Source organism: Paenibacillus sp. FSL K6-2524 (genome assembly GCF_038005525.1).
Taxonomy (GTDB): Bacteria; Bacillota; Bacilli; order Paenibacillales; family Paenibacillaceae; genus Fontibacillus; species Fontibacillus anaericanus.
The window spans coordinates 1,812,903-1,829,725 of the sequence record NZ_JBBOSP010000001.1; the positions used below are offsets into that span (position 1 = coordinate 1,812,903).

General features: G+C 43.3%; 14 protein-coding genes, 1 pseudogene and 1 riboswitch. Of the genes and pseudogenes, 11 read left to right on the forward strand and 4 right to left on the reverse strand.

What is annotated here, in order from left to right; genetic code table 11:
• Positions 1-137: 137 nt before the first annotated feature.
• The 8 genes from NST85_RS08005 (at position 138) to NST85_RS08040 (ending at position 9,170) form a co-directional block, all read left to right on the forward strand.
• Positions 138-1,697: a methyl-accepting chemotaxis protein gene (locus tag NST85_RS08005; RefSeq protein ID WP_341189035.1), complete on the forward strand. Its 1,560-nt coding sequence runs from the start codon at positions 138-140 to the stop codon at positions 1,695-1,697.
• A gap of 100 nt (positions 1,698-1,797) precedes the next feature.
• A riboswitch (cobalamin riboswitch) is annotated at positions 1,798-2,006 on the forward strand.
• Positions 2,007-2,208: 202 nt separating this feature from the next.
• A complete protein-coding gene (locus NST85_RS08010) occupies positions 2,209-3,210 on the forward strand; it encodes an ABC transporter substrate-binding protein (RefSeq protein WP_341189036.1) in 1,002 nt (333 codons plus the stop codon).
• Positions 3,207-4,253, forward strand: a complete 1,047-nt coding sequence (locus tag NST85_RS08015) for a FecCD family ABC transporter permease (RefSeq protein ID WP_341189037.1) — start codon at positions 3,207-3,209, stop codon at positions 4,251-4,253. The genes NST85_RS08010 and NST85_RS08015 overlap by 4 nt, the downstream gene beginning before the upstream one ends.
• Entirely contained in the window at positions 4,250-5,083 is an 834-nt protein-coding gene (locus NST85_RS08020) for an ABC transporter ATP-binding protein (RefSeq protein ID WP_341189038.1), read from the forward strand. Before NST85_RS08015 ends, NST85_RS08020 begins: the two co-directional genes overlap by 4 nt.
• Before the next feature lie 3 nt (positions 5,084-5,086).
• Positions 5,087-6,178 carry a nicotinate-nucleotide--dimethylbenzimidazole phosphoribosyltransferase gene (gene cobT / locus NST85_RS08025; protein WP_341189039.1) on the forward strand — a complete coding sequence of 364 codons (1,092 nt, stop codon included), beginning with the start codon at positions 5,087-5,089 and terminating at the stop codon, positions 6,176-6,178.
• Entirely contained in the window at positions 6,175-6,750 is a 576-nt protein-coding gene (gene cobU / locus NST85_RS08030) for a bifunctional adenosylcobinamide kinase/adenosylcobinamide-phosphate guanylyltransferase (RefSeq protein WP_341189040.1), read from the forward strand. The genes cobT and cobU overlap by 4 nt, the downstream gene beginning before the upstream one ends.
• Positions 6,747-7,553 (forward strand): adenosylcobinamide-GDP ribazoletransferase, encoded by an 807-nt coding sequence (cobS, locus tag NST85_RS08035; protein ID WP_341189041.1) that lies wholly within the window; start codon positions 6,747-6,749, stop codon positions 7,551-7,553. Before cobU ends, cobS begins: the two co-directional genes overlap by 4 nt.
• An 18-nt stretch (positions 7,554-7,571) precedes the next feature.
• Positions 7,572-9,170: a cobyric acid synthase gene (locus NST85_RS08040; protein WP_341189042.1), complete on the forward strand. Its 1,599-nt coding sequence runs from the start codon at positions 7,572-7,574 to the stop codon at positions 9,168-9,170.
• 325 nt (positions 9,171-9,495) lie between these two features.
• On the opposite strand, the gene NST85_RS08045 is transcribed toward NST85_RS08040, so the two are convergent.
• From NST85_RS08045 to NST85_RS08055, 3 genes and pseudogenes are all read right to left on the reverse strand, one after another.
• Positions 9,496-10,032, reverse strand: coding sequence for a GNAT family N-acetyltransferase (locus NST85_RS08045; RefSeq protein ID WP_127192490.1), 537 nt, complete (start codon positions 10,030-10,032; stop codon positions 9,496-9,498).
• Positions 10,033-10,170: 138 nt separating this feature from the next.
• Positions 10,171-10,446: pseudogene (locus tag NST85_RS08050) on the reverse strand (IS1595 family transposase); the annotation flags it as partial.
• 199 nt (positions 10,447-10,645) lie between these two features.
• Positions 10,646-12,340 (reverse strand): methyl-accepting chemotaxis protein, encoded by a 1,695-nt coding sequence (locus NST85_RS08055; protein WP_127192489.1) that lies wholly within the window; start codon positions 12,338-12,340, stop codon positions 10,646-10,648.
• 276 nt (positions 12,341-12,616) lie between these two features.
• On the opposite strand from NST85_RS08055, the gene NST85_RS08060 reads away from it, so the two are divergent.
• The gene (locus NST85_RS08060) at positions 12,617-13,315 is read left to right on the forward strand and encodes a queuosine precursor transporter (protein WP_127192488.1); all 699 of its coding nucleotides are present in this window, start codon (positions 12,617-12,619) and stop codon (positions 13,313-13,315) included.
• Between the two features lie 96 nt (positions 13,316-13,411).
• Here the strand turns inward: NST85_RS08060 and NST85_RS08065 are convergent, their stop codons facing one another.
• Complete coding sequence (locus NST85_RS08065; protein ID WP_341189043.1) at positions 13,412-14,500, reverse strand: M24 family metallopeptidase; 1,089 nt, start codon at positions 14,498-14,500, stop codon at positions 13,412-13,414.
• A 178-nt stretch (positions 14,501-14,678) separates the two neighbouring features.
• On the opposite strand from NST85_RS08065, the gene NST85_RS08070 reads away from it, so the two are divergent.
• Entirely contained in the window at positions 14,679-16,196 is a 1,518-nt protein-coding gene (locus NST85_RS08070) for an MDR family MFS transporter (protein ID WP_425464341.1), read from the forward strand.
• A 31-nt stretch (positions 16,197-16,227) separates the two neighbouring features.
• Complete coding sequence (locus NST85_RS08075; protein WP_341189044.1) at positions 16,228-16,800, forward strand: PadR family transcriptional regulator; 573 nt, start codon at positions 16,228-16,230, stop codon at positions 16,798-16,800.
• Positions 16,801-16,823 lie beyond the last annotated feature (23 nt).

The following is a 16,823-nucleotide window of genomic DNA, read 5'->3' on the forward strand; positions in this document are numbered from 1 at the left end:
TATTACATGTGATGTAATGTATAACTCAAACAGCAAATATCATCAATTACTTTTATCGAAAATATGATATTTTTGCTGTGAAAATGGTGTTAATCGCACTATAATGTTAGGTAAACTAACATATTGGAGTGGTGAAGATGAATCAACTCCGTTCGAGTGCAAGAAGTATCTCCATGTTTGGAACAGGAATCGCACTAATTATGGTTATTGGAGTGCTGTGGCAGGGCGCATCCTGGTATATCATTGTAATGGCACTTTTAACCTTCCTAACCCTTGGTCTACTTTTGCTAACAGGACTTAAACAGGGAACTGAATCAACAGTCATGCTGCAGGGCGCCTCAACAACAACGAATTGGAATACCATTGCTAACGAATCTTTGGTAGCGGCGGATCGGGTTCAGGCGGCTGTCGGTGAAGTAAATGGAAGTATAGAGAAACTAAAGAGCCTAGCAGATACCGCTTCTTTGGAGGATATGAAGCTCAAGCAAAGTAGTGAACGATCATTAGAGTTGGTTCAAGAAAGTCTTGCAGCCATGGAGGAAGTAGCTGCTTCTGCAGCAGAAATTCAAGAGATGGCAAAGACACTACATACCCGGAGTGAGAAGACAAGGGCTGAGGCATCACTTATGGCAGAATCTCTTAGAGAAGCTGACGACACAATTCACGCACTAGCCGATTCCCAACAGTCGATTGAAAAACCGATGGAGGATTTGGAACAGAATACTCGCAAGCTTGGAGCGTTATACCAGGATATGCAAGGGATTGCTGGGGAGGTGGCGTTGCTGGCATTGAATGCGTCCATTGAAGCTGCTCGGGTTGGTGACCAAGGGAAGGGGTTTGATGTAGTTGCAGTACGGATGCGGCAACTTGCTGAACAAAGCAGTCATGCGATCGGTAATTCAGCACCTTTATTTCAGCGTATTGCAGAGGAAGTTGAGAGGGTGAAGATTTCACTTCAAGGGGGAAGGGACTCAGCTACACAAGGTGCTTCTTTGATGCGGAAGATGGGTGAAGATATTCGCTATATTACTGAGGAGGTCACTGCGATAGATGGCCTCATTGGAGAAACGGGCCCGCGAAGCCAGGAGCAGGCGGAGTTGACACGGAATATGGAGAATATGTTGGAAGAGGTGTATGATGCACTTAATCACAACATTACGCATGTGGGAGGTGCTTTAGAGCGAATGGAATCGCAAAGAAATCACACAGCTAATCTGGAAATCGTGGCTGTAGGACTTCACAAGGCATCCGTGGAATTAATGTCGTCTCTGGATAGCATTTCTGATTCGAGTGAAGATGTATTGGATGGTATAGTTGAGCTTAGGCAGACATATTCTCTCAAACTATCTCAAGCAGCCAAACAACCCCTATTTATTGGGATGGAGGAACCTGTCCATCGAACAGCACTTGCGGAACTATTGGCAAGAGAAACGGTTATGGAAGCTGTATGGACTAACCGGTGTGATGGTTCGTTTGTGGTATCGATTCCTGAGGCGGGTCTGCTTAATGCGAGAGGGAGAGATTGGTTCAGAAGATCCTTGGCCGGTGAAACGGTGTTGTCCGAAGTATACATATCTGCAATTACGAAGCAACGATGTGTGACTCTTTCTGTACCGATTCTAAGTGATGGTGAGGTAGTTGGTGTACTAGGAGCGGATTTATCCTTAGGTAATATTGCCGCTGGAAGTAACGTATAGTTTGTGTTTTTAGATATTTCTGATTGATTTATACTCGTATTGTAACTTTTGTCCTTTTCCCCTATAATCCTATAGAGAAGAAAGCCTTTATAGACACACGAACCAATGAATACCCGTAGGTCCTGAAGAAAGCGGTTATCGCAGACTTTAGGTTAAAAGGGAAGCCGGTGCAAATCCGGTACGGTCCCGCCACTGTAAAACAGGGATGAAGCTCTTTTCTGCCACTGTTATCCATGAAGGATAATGGGAAGGCGAGCTTAGTCATTCAACCTGGTAAGTCAGGAGACCTGCCCACGGGTGTAATAGACGGTCCTTCGAGGAAAGGATAACGTTCTGCTAAGATGATTCATGCTGGGCCCCGTGTATTTGCGGTGTCATAGGTATGACCTTGTAGACGTAACCCAATTCCTAGCGGATTGGGTTTTTTCTTGTACGAAGATTTATAAGGTGATCAACAAAGGAACTTCGCTCATGCTAGATTAGAGTAACCATTAAGGGGAGGAAGAAAGAGATGAAGAACATGAGAAAGATTTGGGCGGTTTGGTTGCTCGCATTAATGCTTGCTGTAACAGCAGGTTGTGGTACGAATAACGCAGCGAACAGTAATAACGCAACAAATGAGGTGCAAAAGGAGCAGAATACAGCAACTCCAGCACCAACACAGGATGAACTCAAAACAACGTACCCTTTAACTGTAACAGATGCTAAAGGTACAGAATTTACTTTTGAGTCGGCACCACAGAAGATTGTATCACTTGCACCGTCTGAGACTGAGGGATTGTTTGCGCTCGGATTAGATGAACAAGTTGTTGGGGTATCTGATAATGATGATTATCCAGATGCTGTTAAGGATAAGCCTAAAATGGGCGGATGGCAGGTTAATGTAGAAGCTGTTGTGGCGGCACAACCAGATTTGGTATTGGCGGGCAATTTAGTAGATGAAGCAACAGTGAAGAGCCTTACCGATTTGGGTATCAAAGTATATCAATCTAATGCTAAAACTCTAGATGGAGTAATAGCTAATATTCGGGCAGTAGCTCAAATTACCGATCATCAGGCAAAAGGGGAAGAAGTAGTTTCCCAAATGGAAAAAGAACGTGATCAAGTTGTTGAGGCGGTCAAATCACTTACACCAGAGCAACGGAGTAAAGTCTATATTGAATTCTCCCCAGGCTGGACAGTGGGTAAAGGTGAATTTATGGATGAAATGATTACACTAGCCGGTGGCGTGAATGTAGCTTCTGATCTGACAGGTTGGAATGAAATTAATGAAGAGAATATTATTAAAGCAAATCCAGACGTCATTTTGTATGCAAGCAGCGTTGTGGATGAGAATAACAAGACATTGGCCGAAATTATTAAAGGCCGTAGTGGATGGGATCAAATTAAAGCAATTAAAGAAGATCACGTTGTTGGCCTTAATGATAATTTATTAAGCCGCCCGGGTCCTCGTGTAACTCAAGGATTGATTGAGATGGCAACAGCGATTTATCCGGAATTGATGAATAAATGAGTAAAAAGCTGGCGGGATATGGGGCGATTGGCCTGATCCTACTCGGCGTCACGTTACTTATCTGTATTGGATTTGGTTCCGTATCCTTGCCATTAGGAGAGATACTTCGAATTTTGTTGCATCGATTACCCTGGATAGGTCAACTCGTGACTAAGGATTGGGATGTAGCTTCGGAACAAATCATCATGCAGGTTCGACTACCTCGTGTTCTTTTGGGTCTCCTGGTTGGAGCGGCACTTGCTATAGCGGGAGCTGCCTTTCAGGGAGTACTACGCAATCCGTTGGCAGACCCGTTTACCCTTGGGGTATCATCGGGTTCCGCTGTGGGGGCGGCAACGCTCATTTTCTTCGGATGGCAGTTCTCTTTGATCGGCGTGTTTTCTCTACCTGTTGTTGCCTTTCTAACAGGAATGGTAACGTTATGGGTCGTAATGTGGTTGGCGCGCGAGAACGGAAAGATTCCAATTGAAGGACTTATTTTATCAGGTGTAGTGATGCAGTCGTTCCTTGGAGCGATCGTATCTTTTCTCACGGCTATGTCGAATAAGACCGTGAATGAAATTTTATATTGGACGATGGGGAGCCTGAGTCTTCGCGGATGGTCATATACGACCATCCTTTTCCCGTATTTAGTACTTGGGGCGCTATTCTTGTGGAGCCAAGCCAGGTCACTAAACTTACTTGCACTAGGCGAGCGGCATGCAGCCCATTCTGGACTTCATGTAGAGCGGACCAAGCTCTGGGTATTGCTTGTGGCTACGCTATTAACAGCTGCGGCAGTCTCGGTGTCCGGTGTTATCGGATTCGTTGGACTCGTAGTCCCTCATATGTTAAGACTTATCGCCGGACCGGATTATCGACTTATTATTCCACTCTCTGCGCTTGGTGGTGGTATATTTATGATGTGGAGTGATCTGGCGGCACGTTCATTATTGGCTCCGACGGAGATTCCTTTAGGTATAGTTACTGCGTTTGTTGGAGCTCCTTTCTTTGCTTATTTATTGTACCGGAAGAAGAAGCAAAGGGAGGCGGAAATGTCATGAGTATGCAAAGTGCTTTGGACATGGACATGATCCATGTAAAGGACATAGTTAAATCTTATGGGCGACTTCCGGTGTTGAACGATGTGAGTTGGAGGGTCAAACCAGGTCAATTCTGGGGGATTATCGGACCTAATGGTAGTGGTAAGACGACGCTTTTGAATCTCATATCTGGCGTGGAGAAACCGGATCAAGGAGAAATAGTGCTTGATGGCAAGCCACTCGCTTCCTATCGGCGCAAGGAATTATCACGCAAATTAGCTGTACTCCAACAGGATGGGTTACCACCTGTACCGTTCCTGGTACGCGAGGTAATCGAAATGGGGAGGTTTCCGTTTCAAGATTGGCGTGGTAAAGAGAGCGACGAGAATGCGGAGAAACTTCTCCATGAAATAATGGAAAAGTTGGAACTGAAGGAACTGGAAGATCGTCCCCTAAGTATGTTAAGTGGTGGGCAAAGGCAACGAGCCGCACTTGGAAAAGTAATGGCTCAACAGCCGGAAATCGTTCTTCTGGATGAACCGACGACTTATTTGGATATCCGCTATCAGATGCATTTTATGGAGCTTGTCTCAAGTTGGCAAAGAGAGGAAGGTCTAACGGTGGTTGCGGTTATGCATGATCTGAATTTGGCCTCGCTATTTTGTGATCGGTTGCTTGTGCTACAAGAGGGGAAGATTGCTGCTGAAGGAACTCCAGATGAAATCCTGTCTTCCGAAACGATGGAAGCAGTGTTTGAAGTGAAAACACATATCGTATCCCATCCTGACGTTGGAGCTCCGCAATTGCTGTTGAAAACGGAGAAAAGGTTATCAATTAATGAGAGGGGTTAATTTATGAGTCAATTTATTTCAATTCCACATATTCTAGGTGACATTAAACCATTGGACATCAATGCTGCCACTGCCGCCGCTGCGCATTTGGACTCTTTGACGAAACCACCAGGGAGTCTAGGGAAACTTGAGACTTTAGCTATTAAACTAGCTGGAATCACAGGGGTCGAGCGACCTTCATTTCCACACCGCTCGGTAATTGTGATGGCCGCTGATCATGGGGTTTGTGAAGAAGGAATTAGTGCGTTTCCAGCTGAAGTAACCCCTCAAATGGTCTTGAACTTTCTCGCTGGTGGAGCGGCGGTGAATGTACTCTCACGGCAAGCTGGAGCAGAAGTACTGTGTGTTGATATTGGCGTTAACGCTGAAATGAATCATCCAGATCTTATTAGTCGTAAGGTTCGCATGGGGACTGCCAATATGGCCAAAGGTCCTGCGATGAGTCGTGAAGAGGCGGAAGCGGCATTGTTAATCGGTGCAAATATTGTTAATGAGGCATATGACCGAGGAGTTCGGCTCTTCGTAACGGGGGAAATGGGCATAGGGAACACGACGGCTAGTGCCGCTGTTTTGAGTGCCTTAATTGGTGTTTCTCCATTAGAAAGTGTTGGACGAGGTACCGGAATCAGTGATGAAGTTCTTCGACATAAAGCGTTAGTCGTAGAACGCGCTCTGGAATGTAACACTCCAAATTCGCTGGATCCAATCGATGTTCTATCCAAAGTAGGTGGACTTGAAATTGCCGGATTAACCGGTGTAATCTTAGCTGCTGCGGCACACCAGTGTCCGGTTGTTATCGACGGCTTTATTTCTAGTGCTGCTGCATTATTGGCTCAGCGATTCTCACCGGAGTCTGCGGTTTACATGATTGCCTCTCATACTTCTCATGAGCAAGGGCATGCTCATTTGTTAAAAGAACTTGGTTTGGACCCTATGTTGCAACTAGATATGCGCTTAGGAGAAGGAACAGGAGGCGTTCTGGCGCTTCATCTTATTGATGCTGCTTGCCGAATCATGGCTGAGATGGCTACGTTTGAGAGTGCCGGCATATCTACTGGTGGAGAGAGTGCAGAGTCTGGGACAAACCAACTATGATTGTCATGGTTACGGGTGGAGCGCGGAGTGGTAAAAGCTCGTTCGCAGAACGCTGGTGTATGAAGCAGGCGAAGTCTGCTATATATATCGCTACAGCTCAGGCCTTCGATACAGAAATGGAGCAGCGGATTGCACTGCATAAGGAGCAAAGAAAAGGAACGGATTTTCACTGGACAACTTTGGAAGAGCCTATTCGGCTAGCTGAATTGTTGACTTCTCATCCTATTCTGTTAGGTGGAAATGTCACTGGTGAAGCTCCGCTTGTTCTTGTCGACTGCTTAACACTTTGGTTATCAAATGTCCTGCTCACAGCGGGTGATGGACCTGAAGCAGGAGTTACTGTAATGGAACAAATGGAACAACTGGAAGCTGCGATTAAGGCTTATCCTGGCACGATAGTTATGGTGACGAATGAAGTAGGCGACGGAATTGTGCCGGAATATCCGCTGGGCCGCCTGTACCGTGATTTAGCGGGTGTATTGAATCAGCGATTAGCCCGTATTTCACAGCAGGTATTTCTTGTTACTGTGGGAATCCCTATCGAATTGAAAAGTAAGGAGTACCTTCTATGAGTGATAAGAGCCGGCCAATTCTGGCCGCTTTTCAATTTTTGTCACGGATTCCAATCAAAATCGAACTAGATTTCACCCCAGCGCTGTTGCGGCGAAGCGTCAAATATTATCCGCTAGTTGGAGCGGTGATTGGTTTAGTGGTGTGGGCAGGTGGAACACTGTCTGCTTGGGCATTACCCTCGTTACCGGCCGCAGTAATTACGTTGATCCTCTGGGTCTGGATGACAGGTGGATTACATTTGGACGGATGGATGGATTCTGCTGATGCCCTGCTAAGTTATCGTTCTCGCGAGAAAATGCTTGAGATCATGAAAGATAGTCGTGTTGGTGCGATGGGTGTATTAGCATGCGTCTTACTGCTTTTATTTAAAGTGTCGCTAATCGCCTCGTTATTGGAACTGGGTGCTCTCCCAGCTTTCATGGCGCTATTGGTCGCGCCGATATGGAGCCGATGGTTCATGGGCTGGGCGATGCGTTCATGGCCGATAGCGAGAGAAGGAGAAGGGCTGGCAGGACGTTTTCACGGCTTGAGCTTGAGGGATATCATTCTGTCCACGATACTCGCAATAACATTGTCGGCATCGGGCTTGTTTCTTGCCTCCTTCACTGCTTGGAACGAGGTTCCTTGGATGAGATTGGTTCTGTATTTCGTTCTGCTTCCGCTTGTGACTTATGGGGTAGGGACTTTATCGGCCAGAGTAATGAGCTCTAAACTGGGCGGCTTGACCGGTGATACTTATGGTGCGTTGAATGAAGGTCTAGAGGTTGTACTACTCCTGTTGGCCGTTCTGATAATTCGCTGATGGAGGCATAACAACATAATGGATATAGAGAAAACGATATGGAAGTATAGTGGTAACGATTCAAAACAGGCGGGGGCTGTCCTGATGGTTCAAGGGACGGCATCGGATGTTGGTAAAAGTGTAATCGTAACTGCGCTTTGCCGTATTTTCAAACAAGATGGCTTACGAACGGCACCATTTAAATCGCAGAATATGGCCTTAAACTCCTATGTAACCCCAGATGGACTGGAGATCGGACGTGCCCAGGGCATTCAAGCCGAGGCTTGTGGTATTCCGGCGACGACAGACATGAACCCAGTTCTGATCAAACCGACGGGGGATATGCATTCCCAGATTGTAGTTCACGGCAAACCGTTCCAACATCTCAGTGCAGTAAGTTATCGTGAGAATTTCTTGCCCCAGGCCAAACCTTTAGTGATGGATGCACTGAATAGATTGCGTGCAAATAATGACATTATAGTTATGGAAGGTGCGGGTAGCCCGGCAGAGATTAATCTGAAGCATCGAGATATCGTGAACATGAATTTGGCCGGTTGGGCTGATGCACCCGTGATTCTCGTTGCTGATATTGATCGTGGTGGAGTGTTTGCATTTCTTGTCGGCACGCTTGAATTATTGGATCCCGAGGAAAAAGTGCGGGTCAAAGGCTTCATAATAAATAAATTTAGAGGGGATCTCTCGCTCCTGCAGCCTGGCCTTGATTGGTTGGAGCAGAAGACGGGTATTCCTGTGCTTGGCGTACTGCCATTTATGTCAGATTTGGAGATAGAGGCCGAGGATTCCGTCGTCCTTGATTCTCATCATTCGAGAGTGCAAACAGGTCGAGATCTGGACATTGTCATTATTCGTTATCCTCGTATTTCTAATTTCACCGATTTTGATGCTCTTGCCGCCGAGTTGGATGTCTCAGTACGTTATGTAGACAAGGCAGCTGATCTTGGTACGCCAGACATTATCATTTTGCCGGGGACAAAAGTCACGATTGGAGATTTAGACTTCTTGCGGAACAGAGGCATAGATGTTGCCATCCAACAGGTTATGGAATCATCTTCTCAGATACAACTAGTGGGCATCTGCGGAGGATATCAAATGTTAGGTACTCGGTTGCATGATCCAGAAGGGATCGAGTCTGGACGTCCCAAGGAGGCCGAGGGGCTTGGCTGGCTTCCGGTATCTACAATCTTTACTTCGGGGAAAACGACAGTTCGCGTCCACGGAGTTACGGAAGGTAATCAACCGGTTACGTTGTATCCACCGGGCAAAAGAGTTCCTGTTGAAGGGTTCGAGATTCATTCGGGGAACACTGTTTGTGACCCTGGCGCAGAAGTCGCTCACTTATTTAATATTAAGCGGGCGAGCGGAGAAGATTTACTTGAGGGAGCGGCACGCTCTGACGGAAGGGTTTTTGGTACTTATCTTCATGATTTGTTCAACAGTGATGAGTGGCGCCGAGCTTGGCTCGACGGCGTACGGATGAGCAAGGGACTAGAACCCCTTGGCGAGACATTCTCGGCCGCCTTGCGCAAGGAAGCGGCGTTTGATCGTCTGGCTGAACATGTCCGTGAGCATTTGGATATGGAACGGATATACGAAATAGCTCATCTGGTTCGGAAGTAAACACACAGATGAGTGAAATGTCATAACTACAAGAAAAGTTTGGGCTTCCGATCGCTGTTATCCTCAGATTTATTGAATTTATACGCTTATTTAGTTCCCAATTCCTCTTCGTTACTCCACCACTCATTTGATAATAGATCCTATGGAGTCTGATCTATCACCAAAAGACGCACCTCCCTGTGGAATTCAAGGAGGTACGTCTTTTTATTAATGGCTATGTTTAAGAACAGTGTTGATAATATGCAATTTTTTAAGGGAACTTGTTAAAAGTTCCCTTAATGCACATTTTAAGAATATTATGTATTAAGTTTACTGTAGATTATGTTTATTTTGAACGCAAAAAATAGTGCTCTCCTTCATATGCATTGCCTTCACAGAAGTCAATTTTTAATAATGTATTCCGCCTTTCAACAGCTTGAGGTATTGCCTTAGTTGCAATCATATCAACCTCAAACAAATCAAAAAAGTTCTCGTTACAAACACTAAATATTTCGTTTAAGTAATCTGCATTTTCGTATTCAGAAGAAACATCAACTCGGAGTATTCCCGTTTTAATTTTATATTTACCAGCATAACCAAACATTTCTACTGTTCCAATAGCTTTAGATAGTGATTTATCTATAATTGCAAAGCGTATAAATTCTTGTTGAGAATATGCACAAAGCCAAGCTTTAGTACATTGTAACATATCCTCAATTGTGTAAATACAAAAATCACCTGTACACCTATCAGAGTTAAAAATTTTTTGTGCCTTACTATCAGAATAACATTTAAGTAGACCTTCGGAATCTTCTTCTGAAACGAGTCTTAAAATAAAACTTTCTGTTTCAAAAGTGGGGCATATTTCATATGGGTTCTTCATAAAAATCCTCCTCATCATGTATATTATATAAACTTTCTTCGCTTCACATTTCTTACCATTGTGCCACAAAAATCTACAATTCTCTATTTACTTTATTATATAACATGTAGAGGTATAATTTTATATATTTTACACGCATTATACATAGATTGCTTCTCTAATCCTAAAATCCTTTAATTTTGTGTCAGTATGAGAGGTATGGGATTGAACCAATAAATTTTTGCTCTTTATAGTATCTTTCTCGGTATTAAAGATTTCAAGCCATTTAAACCAATACATATAATTAGCAAGATATTTTGTTGCAACGCCATTAAACCTATTCATCCACTTCTTTAATTTGCTATGGAAGGCGTTAATATGTTGTATATGATATATGCCTTCTTTATGTTTACCACGCTTAATTTGTTGGAGTTCAGGTTCTTATTTACTACTCACTCACTTAACAGATGGGTGCAGGAGTAACGTAGAGGAAATTTGGAGATGTAGAAGCGGCAGCGTTCGCCTTTATCCTCGGATTTTATCCGCTAAGCGGTATAAATTCAAGAAATCTGAGGATAACAGCGATCGAAATTCCAAATTTCTTTCGAAGTTACGGTTTTCACCCATCGGTTACCTAAATCTTAAACTTGTTCACCGACGCACTCAACGAAGCAGCCTTTGCTTGTAAGGTGGTGACGGTTGAAGCGTGGGCTGCTATCTCTGTAATTTGCTGATTTGAATACTCCGCGATTTCCTTCATATTTTGCAGCGATTTTGCGGTTATGGTGGCTGCTTCCTCAACGGAAGCAGTTACTTCTTCCGTTCCTGCAGAAACCTCTTGTGTTGCTGATGAAACCGTGTGGATGGTTAAATTTATATTCTGAATTAACTCTGTTAATTCTTCGAAGGCGAGTCCTGCTTTTCTTACGATATCTGTCCCGGATTGAATCTCGTCACTTACGTGCTGCATAGCGGAGACGGAATTTTGGGATTCTTCTTGAATGCTGATTAGATATTCACTTATTTCATCGGTAGCGGCTCGTGATTCCTCGGCTAGCTTGCGTACTTCTTCAGCCACTACGGCGAAACCCTTTCCTTGCGCGCCTGCGCGGGCGGCTTCAATAGAAGCATTTAGAGCAAGAATGTTAGTCTGTTTAGTAATTTCACTAATGGTAGCAACAACTTGAGCAATAGATTCAGAACGTTCATTTAAAATGGATATGTGCTGTAGAGATTTCCCAGCTGCGCCTTCAACTAGGTTCATCTGATCGATCGCCGTTTGGGCTAATTCATTACCCATATTGGCTTGCTCGGAAGCTTGTCCTATTCTCTCGGTGACTATGGCAGAAGAGGTAGCGATATGCTGAATTCCATCTGATATTTCTTCCATTGCACGTGCATTTTCAGCTGTTGCTGAAGCGATTGTAACGCTTCCGCGTTCAACCTGATTAGTTGCGGCATTGGACCGTTCAATTAAATCCTCAAAGGTTTGGACAGAATGGAACATTTCGTCGGCTCCGTTAACCACAGAGTGTGAGGTGTCAAGAACTGTGGAGATCATGTCCTTGAGTTGCACGGTCATGGTGTTGAAGCTTCCGGCAAGTTGAGCAACTTCGTCATGTCCTTTTATCTCAATGGTCTGACGGAAATCACCTTGAGACATTTGATCCGTAATAGAAGCTAACTTTGTTAGCGGTTTTGTGATGCGTCGACTGTCTACATAAGCCAAAGCCATACCAAATACAATGATAATTGCTGTAATGCCAGTGCAAATCCAAAAAATTTCAGCACGCTTTTGTTCTATAAAGGTGGCGTCCATGCCAACAGCCAGTATAATCGAGCTTCCAGGAATTGAGATGTATGCAGTTTTGTGGGATCCGAATTGATCAGAGTAAAGTTCACTGATGCTGACTGTACTTGTACCTTTTGTTGCTTTTATCATGGCGTCTTGAATCGTTAGTGCATCGGTAGGTTTCATATTAGATTTGTCATTGGTTGCCAATATAACGGCTTGATTATCATGGTAATCAATAAGATAAGCTGTATGTAACTGGAACTCGTTTACATTTTTGGAGAGGTATGATTCTACGATAAAGCGTGAATCCTCTTTGCCACTTAGTAATTGTAGGGTCTGGGTTTTATCCAAACCTTTGTATATATCTTTTGTGCTGGTTAATAATACTTTATCAAACTGTGGAAGAACGTTTTTGTTGATAATACCCATGGAAACATAATAAAAGCTGACGCTAAACAAAATTGAAGAAAGTACGATAACTACCGCAAAAGTTCGCATTAATTTGCGACTCACAGAATGCTTAATTCTGAACATAGAATCCTCTCCGTTCTCCCTAGAATAATCTCTCTGTTTGTTTGTGAATATCATAGTTGGATTGTAGATATATTTACCAATGGTTTAATAGAACTATATTATATGAAAAAGATTGTTTTGCATATGATATTTACATTGCAAATGTTATAAGTTTCATGGATTTACAAAATAAACTTGTGTGGAATCCGAATCGGGAATGTGGTATTGTAAGTTTTGCTGTTATAATAGCCGCGGTTCGTAACCATCCCGCGTAATCAAAACTAGGAGGAATTTGCTATGTTTAATATTGGATGGGGTATCCTATTCATGCTTGTGAACTTTACGTTCTTTTTGATCTGCTACAAATTTTTCGGTAAAAAAGGACTGTACGCCTGGATTGGTGTAGCAACAATCATCGCTAACATTCAGGTGGTCAAAACGATTGAGATGTTTGGAATCGTAATGACGCTTGGAAATACGATGTACGTCAGCTTGTACTTGACTAGTGATTTGTTGAATGAGAAATACGGACGACAAGAGGCGAAGAAAGCGGTTTGGTTCGGCTTTTTCACGCTGATTATGACGACGATTCTTATGCAGATGGCACTTCAGTTCAAGCCTCAAGAGAGTGATATCGCACAATCGTCAATGGAGACGATATTTGGATTAATGCCACGCTTGGCACTCGGGAGTTTAACTGCTTATTTTATCAGCCAGTTTCTCGATGTTAGACTGTATTCGTGGATCCGTCGTTTCTATCCCAAACCACATCAATTGTGGATCAGAAACAATGGTAGTACGATGGCCAGTTCGTTTGTGGACACGCTTATATTTTGTACGATCGCATTTGCTGGTGAATACAGCTTAAGGGTTTGGCTAGAAATTCTATTCACGACCTACGTTATTAAATTTATACTAACGGCAGCGGGAACTCCTTTCTTGTACATTGCACGAAACTTTCAGCATGAAGATGATAAGGAAGTTACTACTCCGTAAAATATATCATTTAATTATTAATGGGGCTCAGCCAATAATAAAAAACCTTCAAATTCGTAGTCATACGAACTTGAAGGTTTTTTATTGGGTTACATATTACAAATAAGTAAGTTTTTTTGGGAATGATGTCAGTACGTCTACACCGTCATGAGTAACAAGTACATCGTCTTCAATACGTACACCACCCACGCCTGGCACGTATATTCCGGGTTCAACAGTAAATACATTTCCTTCTGTTAGTAAGTATTCGTTATTTCCATGAATCGAAGGGAACTCGTGCACATCAATACCAAGCCCGTGGCCTAGGCGATGTATGAAGTATTCACCGTAGCCAGCTTCATCGATAACATCCCTAGCGGCTTTGTCGATAGAACCGTAGGTTACACCGGGCTTGATAGCAGCGATAGCTGCTTCATTAGCAGCGAGTACCGTTTCATAAATGGTTCTCTTCTCCTCAGAGAGTTCTCCAAAAGCAAAAGTTCGTGTGATATCTGATGCGTATCCAGATGCATACACCCCTATATCAAACATGAGCAAATCTCCACGGGAGAGTTGCCGGGTACCAGGCACACCATGGGGGAGGGCTGTTTTCTCGCCGGATAACACCATGGAATCAAAGGACGGACCATCTGCTCCAAGTTTGCGAATTTGATATTCTACTTCAGCAACTAGTTCATTCTCCGATATGCCTTCTTTGACACTTAGGAGCGCTTCTTCTAGTACTTGTTCGATGAGATGGACAGCATGCCGAATTTTATTAATTTCCTCGGGTGATTTACAGACACGAAGGTCACGAAGCCAAGGTCCTATATCAACTACATAACTGTCAAAAGATAGTGCGTCCTTCAACTGCTCATAGCGGGAGATCGATACATGTTCTTTCTCTAATCCGATAGTTCCTAGCGAACCATTCATATGATTCTTCAGAATTAAGTAAGGATTGTCCGTATCTTGGTGAGTAATAATATCTTGTACATCTGAAGCAGCACGTGCGGCCTCTTCATCTAGTGCAGGTACGATAAGCAGAGGCTCACTACCAAGTTGTAGTACAGCAGCGAGAAACCGTTCATGAGGATTGCTCAGAAATCCGGTTAAATAATATACATGTTTCGGATCTGTAATGAGTAATGTTTGAATGCCAACCTCTTTCATTTTCTGTTCTAGTCCGCTCCATCTTGTATTCATATGTTAATCCGTCCTCTCTAGTTAGTTACTATTGCTTCATTATAGGATAATTAAAAGGATACCGAAAGTTTCACTCCCTTTTATTGAAGGCAGGTTTTAGTTTTTTTCTTGAAAATTTAAATAAAATAAAGTATTATTCAAATTTGAATAGGGTAAAAGGAGAGAGAATATCTTGATGATTGCAAAAGAAAAAGATCATACAAAATTTATATTGATTGGACTTATGCTGGCCATACTGATGTCAGCAATGGATAATACGATCGTAACGACAGCAATGGGAACCATCGTTTCTGAGCTGGGTGGAATGGAGCAATTTGTATGGGTAACTTCTGCATATATGGTGGCTGTAATGGCAGGAACGCCAATCTTCGGTAAGTTATCCGATATGTACGGACGGAAGCGGTTTTTTATTTTTGGAATCATTACGTTTCTTGTAGGTTCTGTGTTGTGCGGATTTGCCGGAAGTATACTACAGCTTAGTATATTTCGGGCGATTCAAGGGATTGGTGGAGGTGCACTAATGCCAATTGCCTTCACGATTATTTATGATATTTTTCCTATAGAGAAACGTGGGAAAATGACGGGATTGCTCGGTGCCGTATTTGGTACATCTAGCATTTTTGGTCCACTGCTTGGTGCATTTATTACAGACACATTTAGTTGGCATTGGGTATTTTACATTAACGTACCGATTGGCTTGATTGCCTTGTTCTTTATTATTTTCTTCTATCGTGAATCGTTGACTCATGCCAAGCAGCAAATTGATTGGGGTGGAGCGTTCACACTGGTTGGAGCAGTTGTTTGTCTCATGTTCGCTCTGGAGTTGGGCGGTGAGAAGTTCGCCTGGGATTCGGGGGTTATTCTTGGTTTGCTCGGTGGATTTGCTGCATTATTCATTGCTTTTGTACTGATAGAGAGACAAGCGAAGGAGCCGATCATCTCCTTCGGAATGTTTAAGCAACGGCTGTATGCGGCTAGTAATGCATTAGCACTGTTCTATGGTAGCGTCTTTATAGTAGCGACGGTATATATTCCGATTTATGTGCAAGGGGTATATGGTGGCTCAGCGACCAATTCGGGATTGATTCTAATGCCAATGATGATTGGTTCTGTTGTTGGAAGTATGATGGGTGGGTTACTTGCTTCCAAAATGTCCTATCGTGGAATTATGATGATTTCCGTCGTTTTCTTTGTAGCGGGTGTGTTTTCATTAAGTACTCTTACGGGTGATTCATCCCGCATTTTATTGACTTTGTATAGTATATTAACGGGCTTTGGTGTAGGATTCTCATTCTCGGTGCTTAGTATGGCTGCAATCCATCATTTTGATATACGGCAGCGCGGTGCGGCTACGTCGACTAACTCTTTTCTCCGCTCGTTAGGTATGACGCTTGGAATAACGATCTTTGGTATCTTGCAGCGGAATCTGATGTCAGATCGGATGGAAGAAGCTTTCAAGGGTATGGGACTAGCTGGACAGTCCTTTGGTGATACTCGCGAGGCATTAACTCCGGAGACTAGAGCAAAAATTCCAGCAGAGATTCTGAATAAGATTACGGACTCGCTCTCTTATTCAATATCACATATGTTTATGTGGGCTCTGATTCCAGCAATTTTGGCTGTTGTCGTTGTGCTTGTGATGCCTAAGGATCGGATGACTCCTAAAGCGAGTGAGCTTGTAAAGCAACATAATTGATCTAAACATCTATAAAGGGAGATATGAAGCCTTGTCCATTCGATTATCGATATTAGGTTTACTGCTTGAAGAGGATATGCATCCCTATGAGATTCGGATTCGCATGAAAGATCGTTTCTTGGATCATAAGGGAAAGTTTCGCATCGGTTCGTTGTATTATGCAGTGGATCAGTTAGCTAAGCAAGAGCATATCGTAGCAATGGAAACTATAAGTAGTAATAGCCGGCCGGATAAGACAATATATCAAATCACGGACAAGGGGAAAGAATATTTTCAGAAGCTGTTACTTGATAAATTTAAGGATATTGAACCTTTGTATCATCCAATGTATATTGCTTTGGCATTTGCCAGCAAAGGAGATCAGGTGAAAATTGCTTCACTTTTAAGAGATCGGGTGAAGGAAGTCGAACATCAAGTGAATTTATATTATCAAGTATATAGTGAGCATCAGGGTACAGTTCCGAGGAGTGTATTACATTTAATGGCAGGGCAATATGAGCATGCTATGACGGAACTGAAGTGGTTAAGGAGATTGCTGGCTGATGCCGAGGCTGGTCGTTTAGGCGAAATGGAATTCAGTCCTTTATTAGAGGAAGATGAGTGAAAATAATAAGCATAATAGTGAAC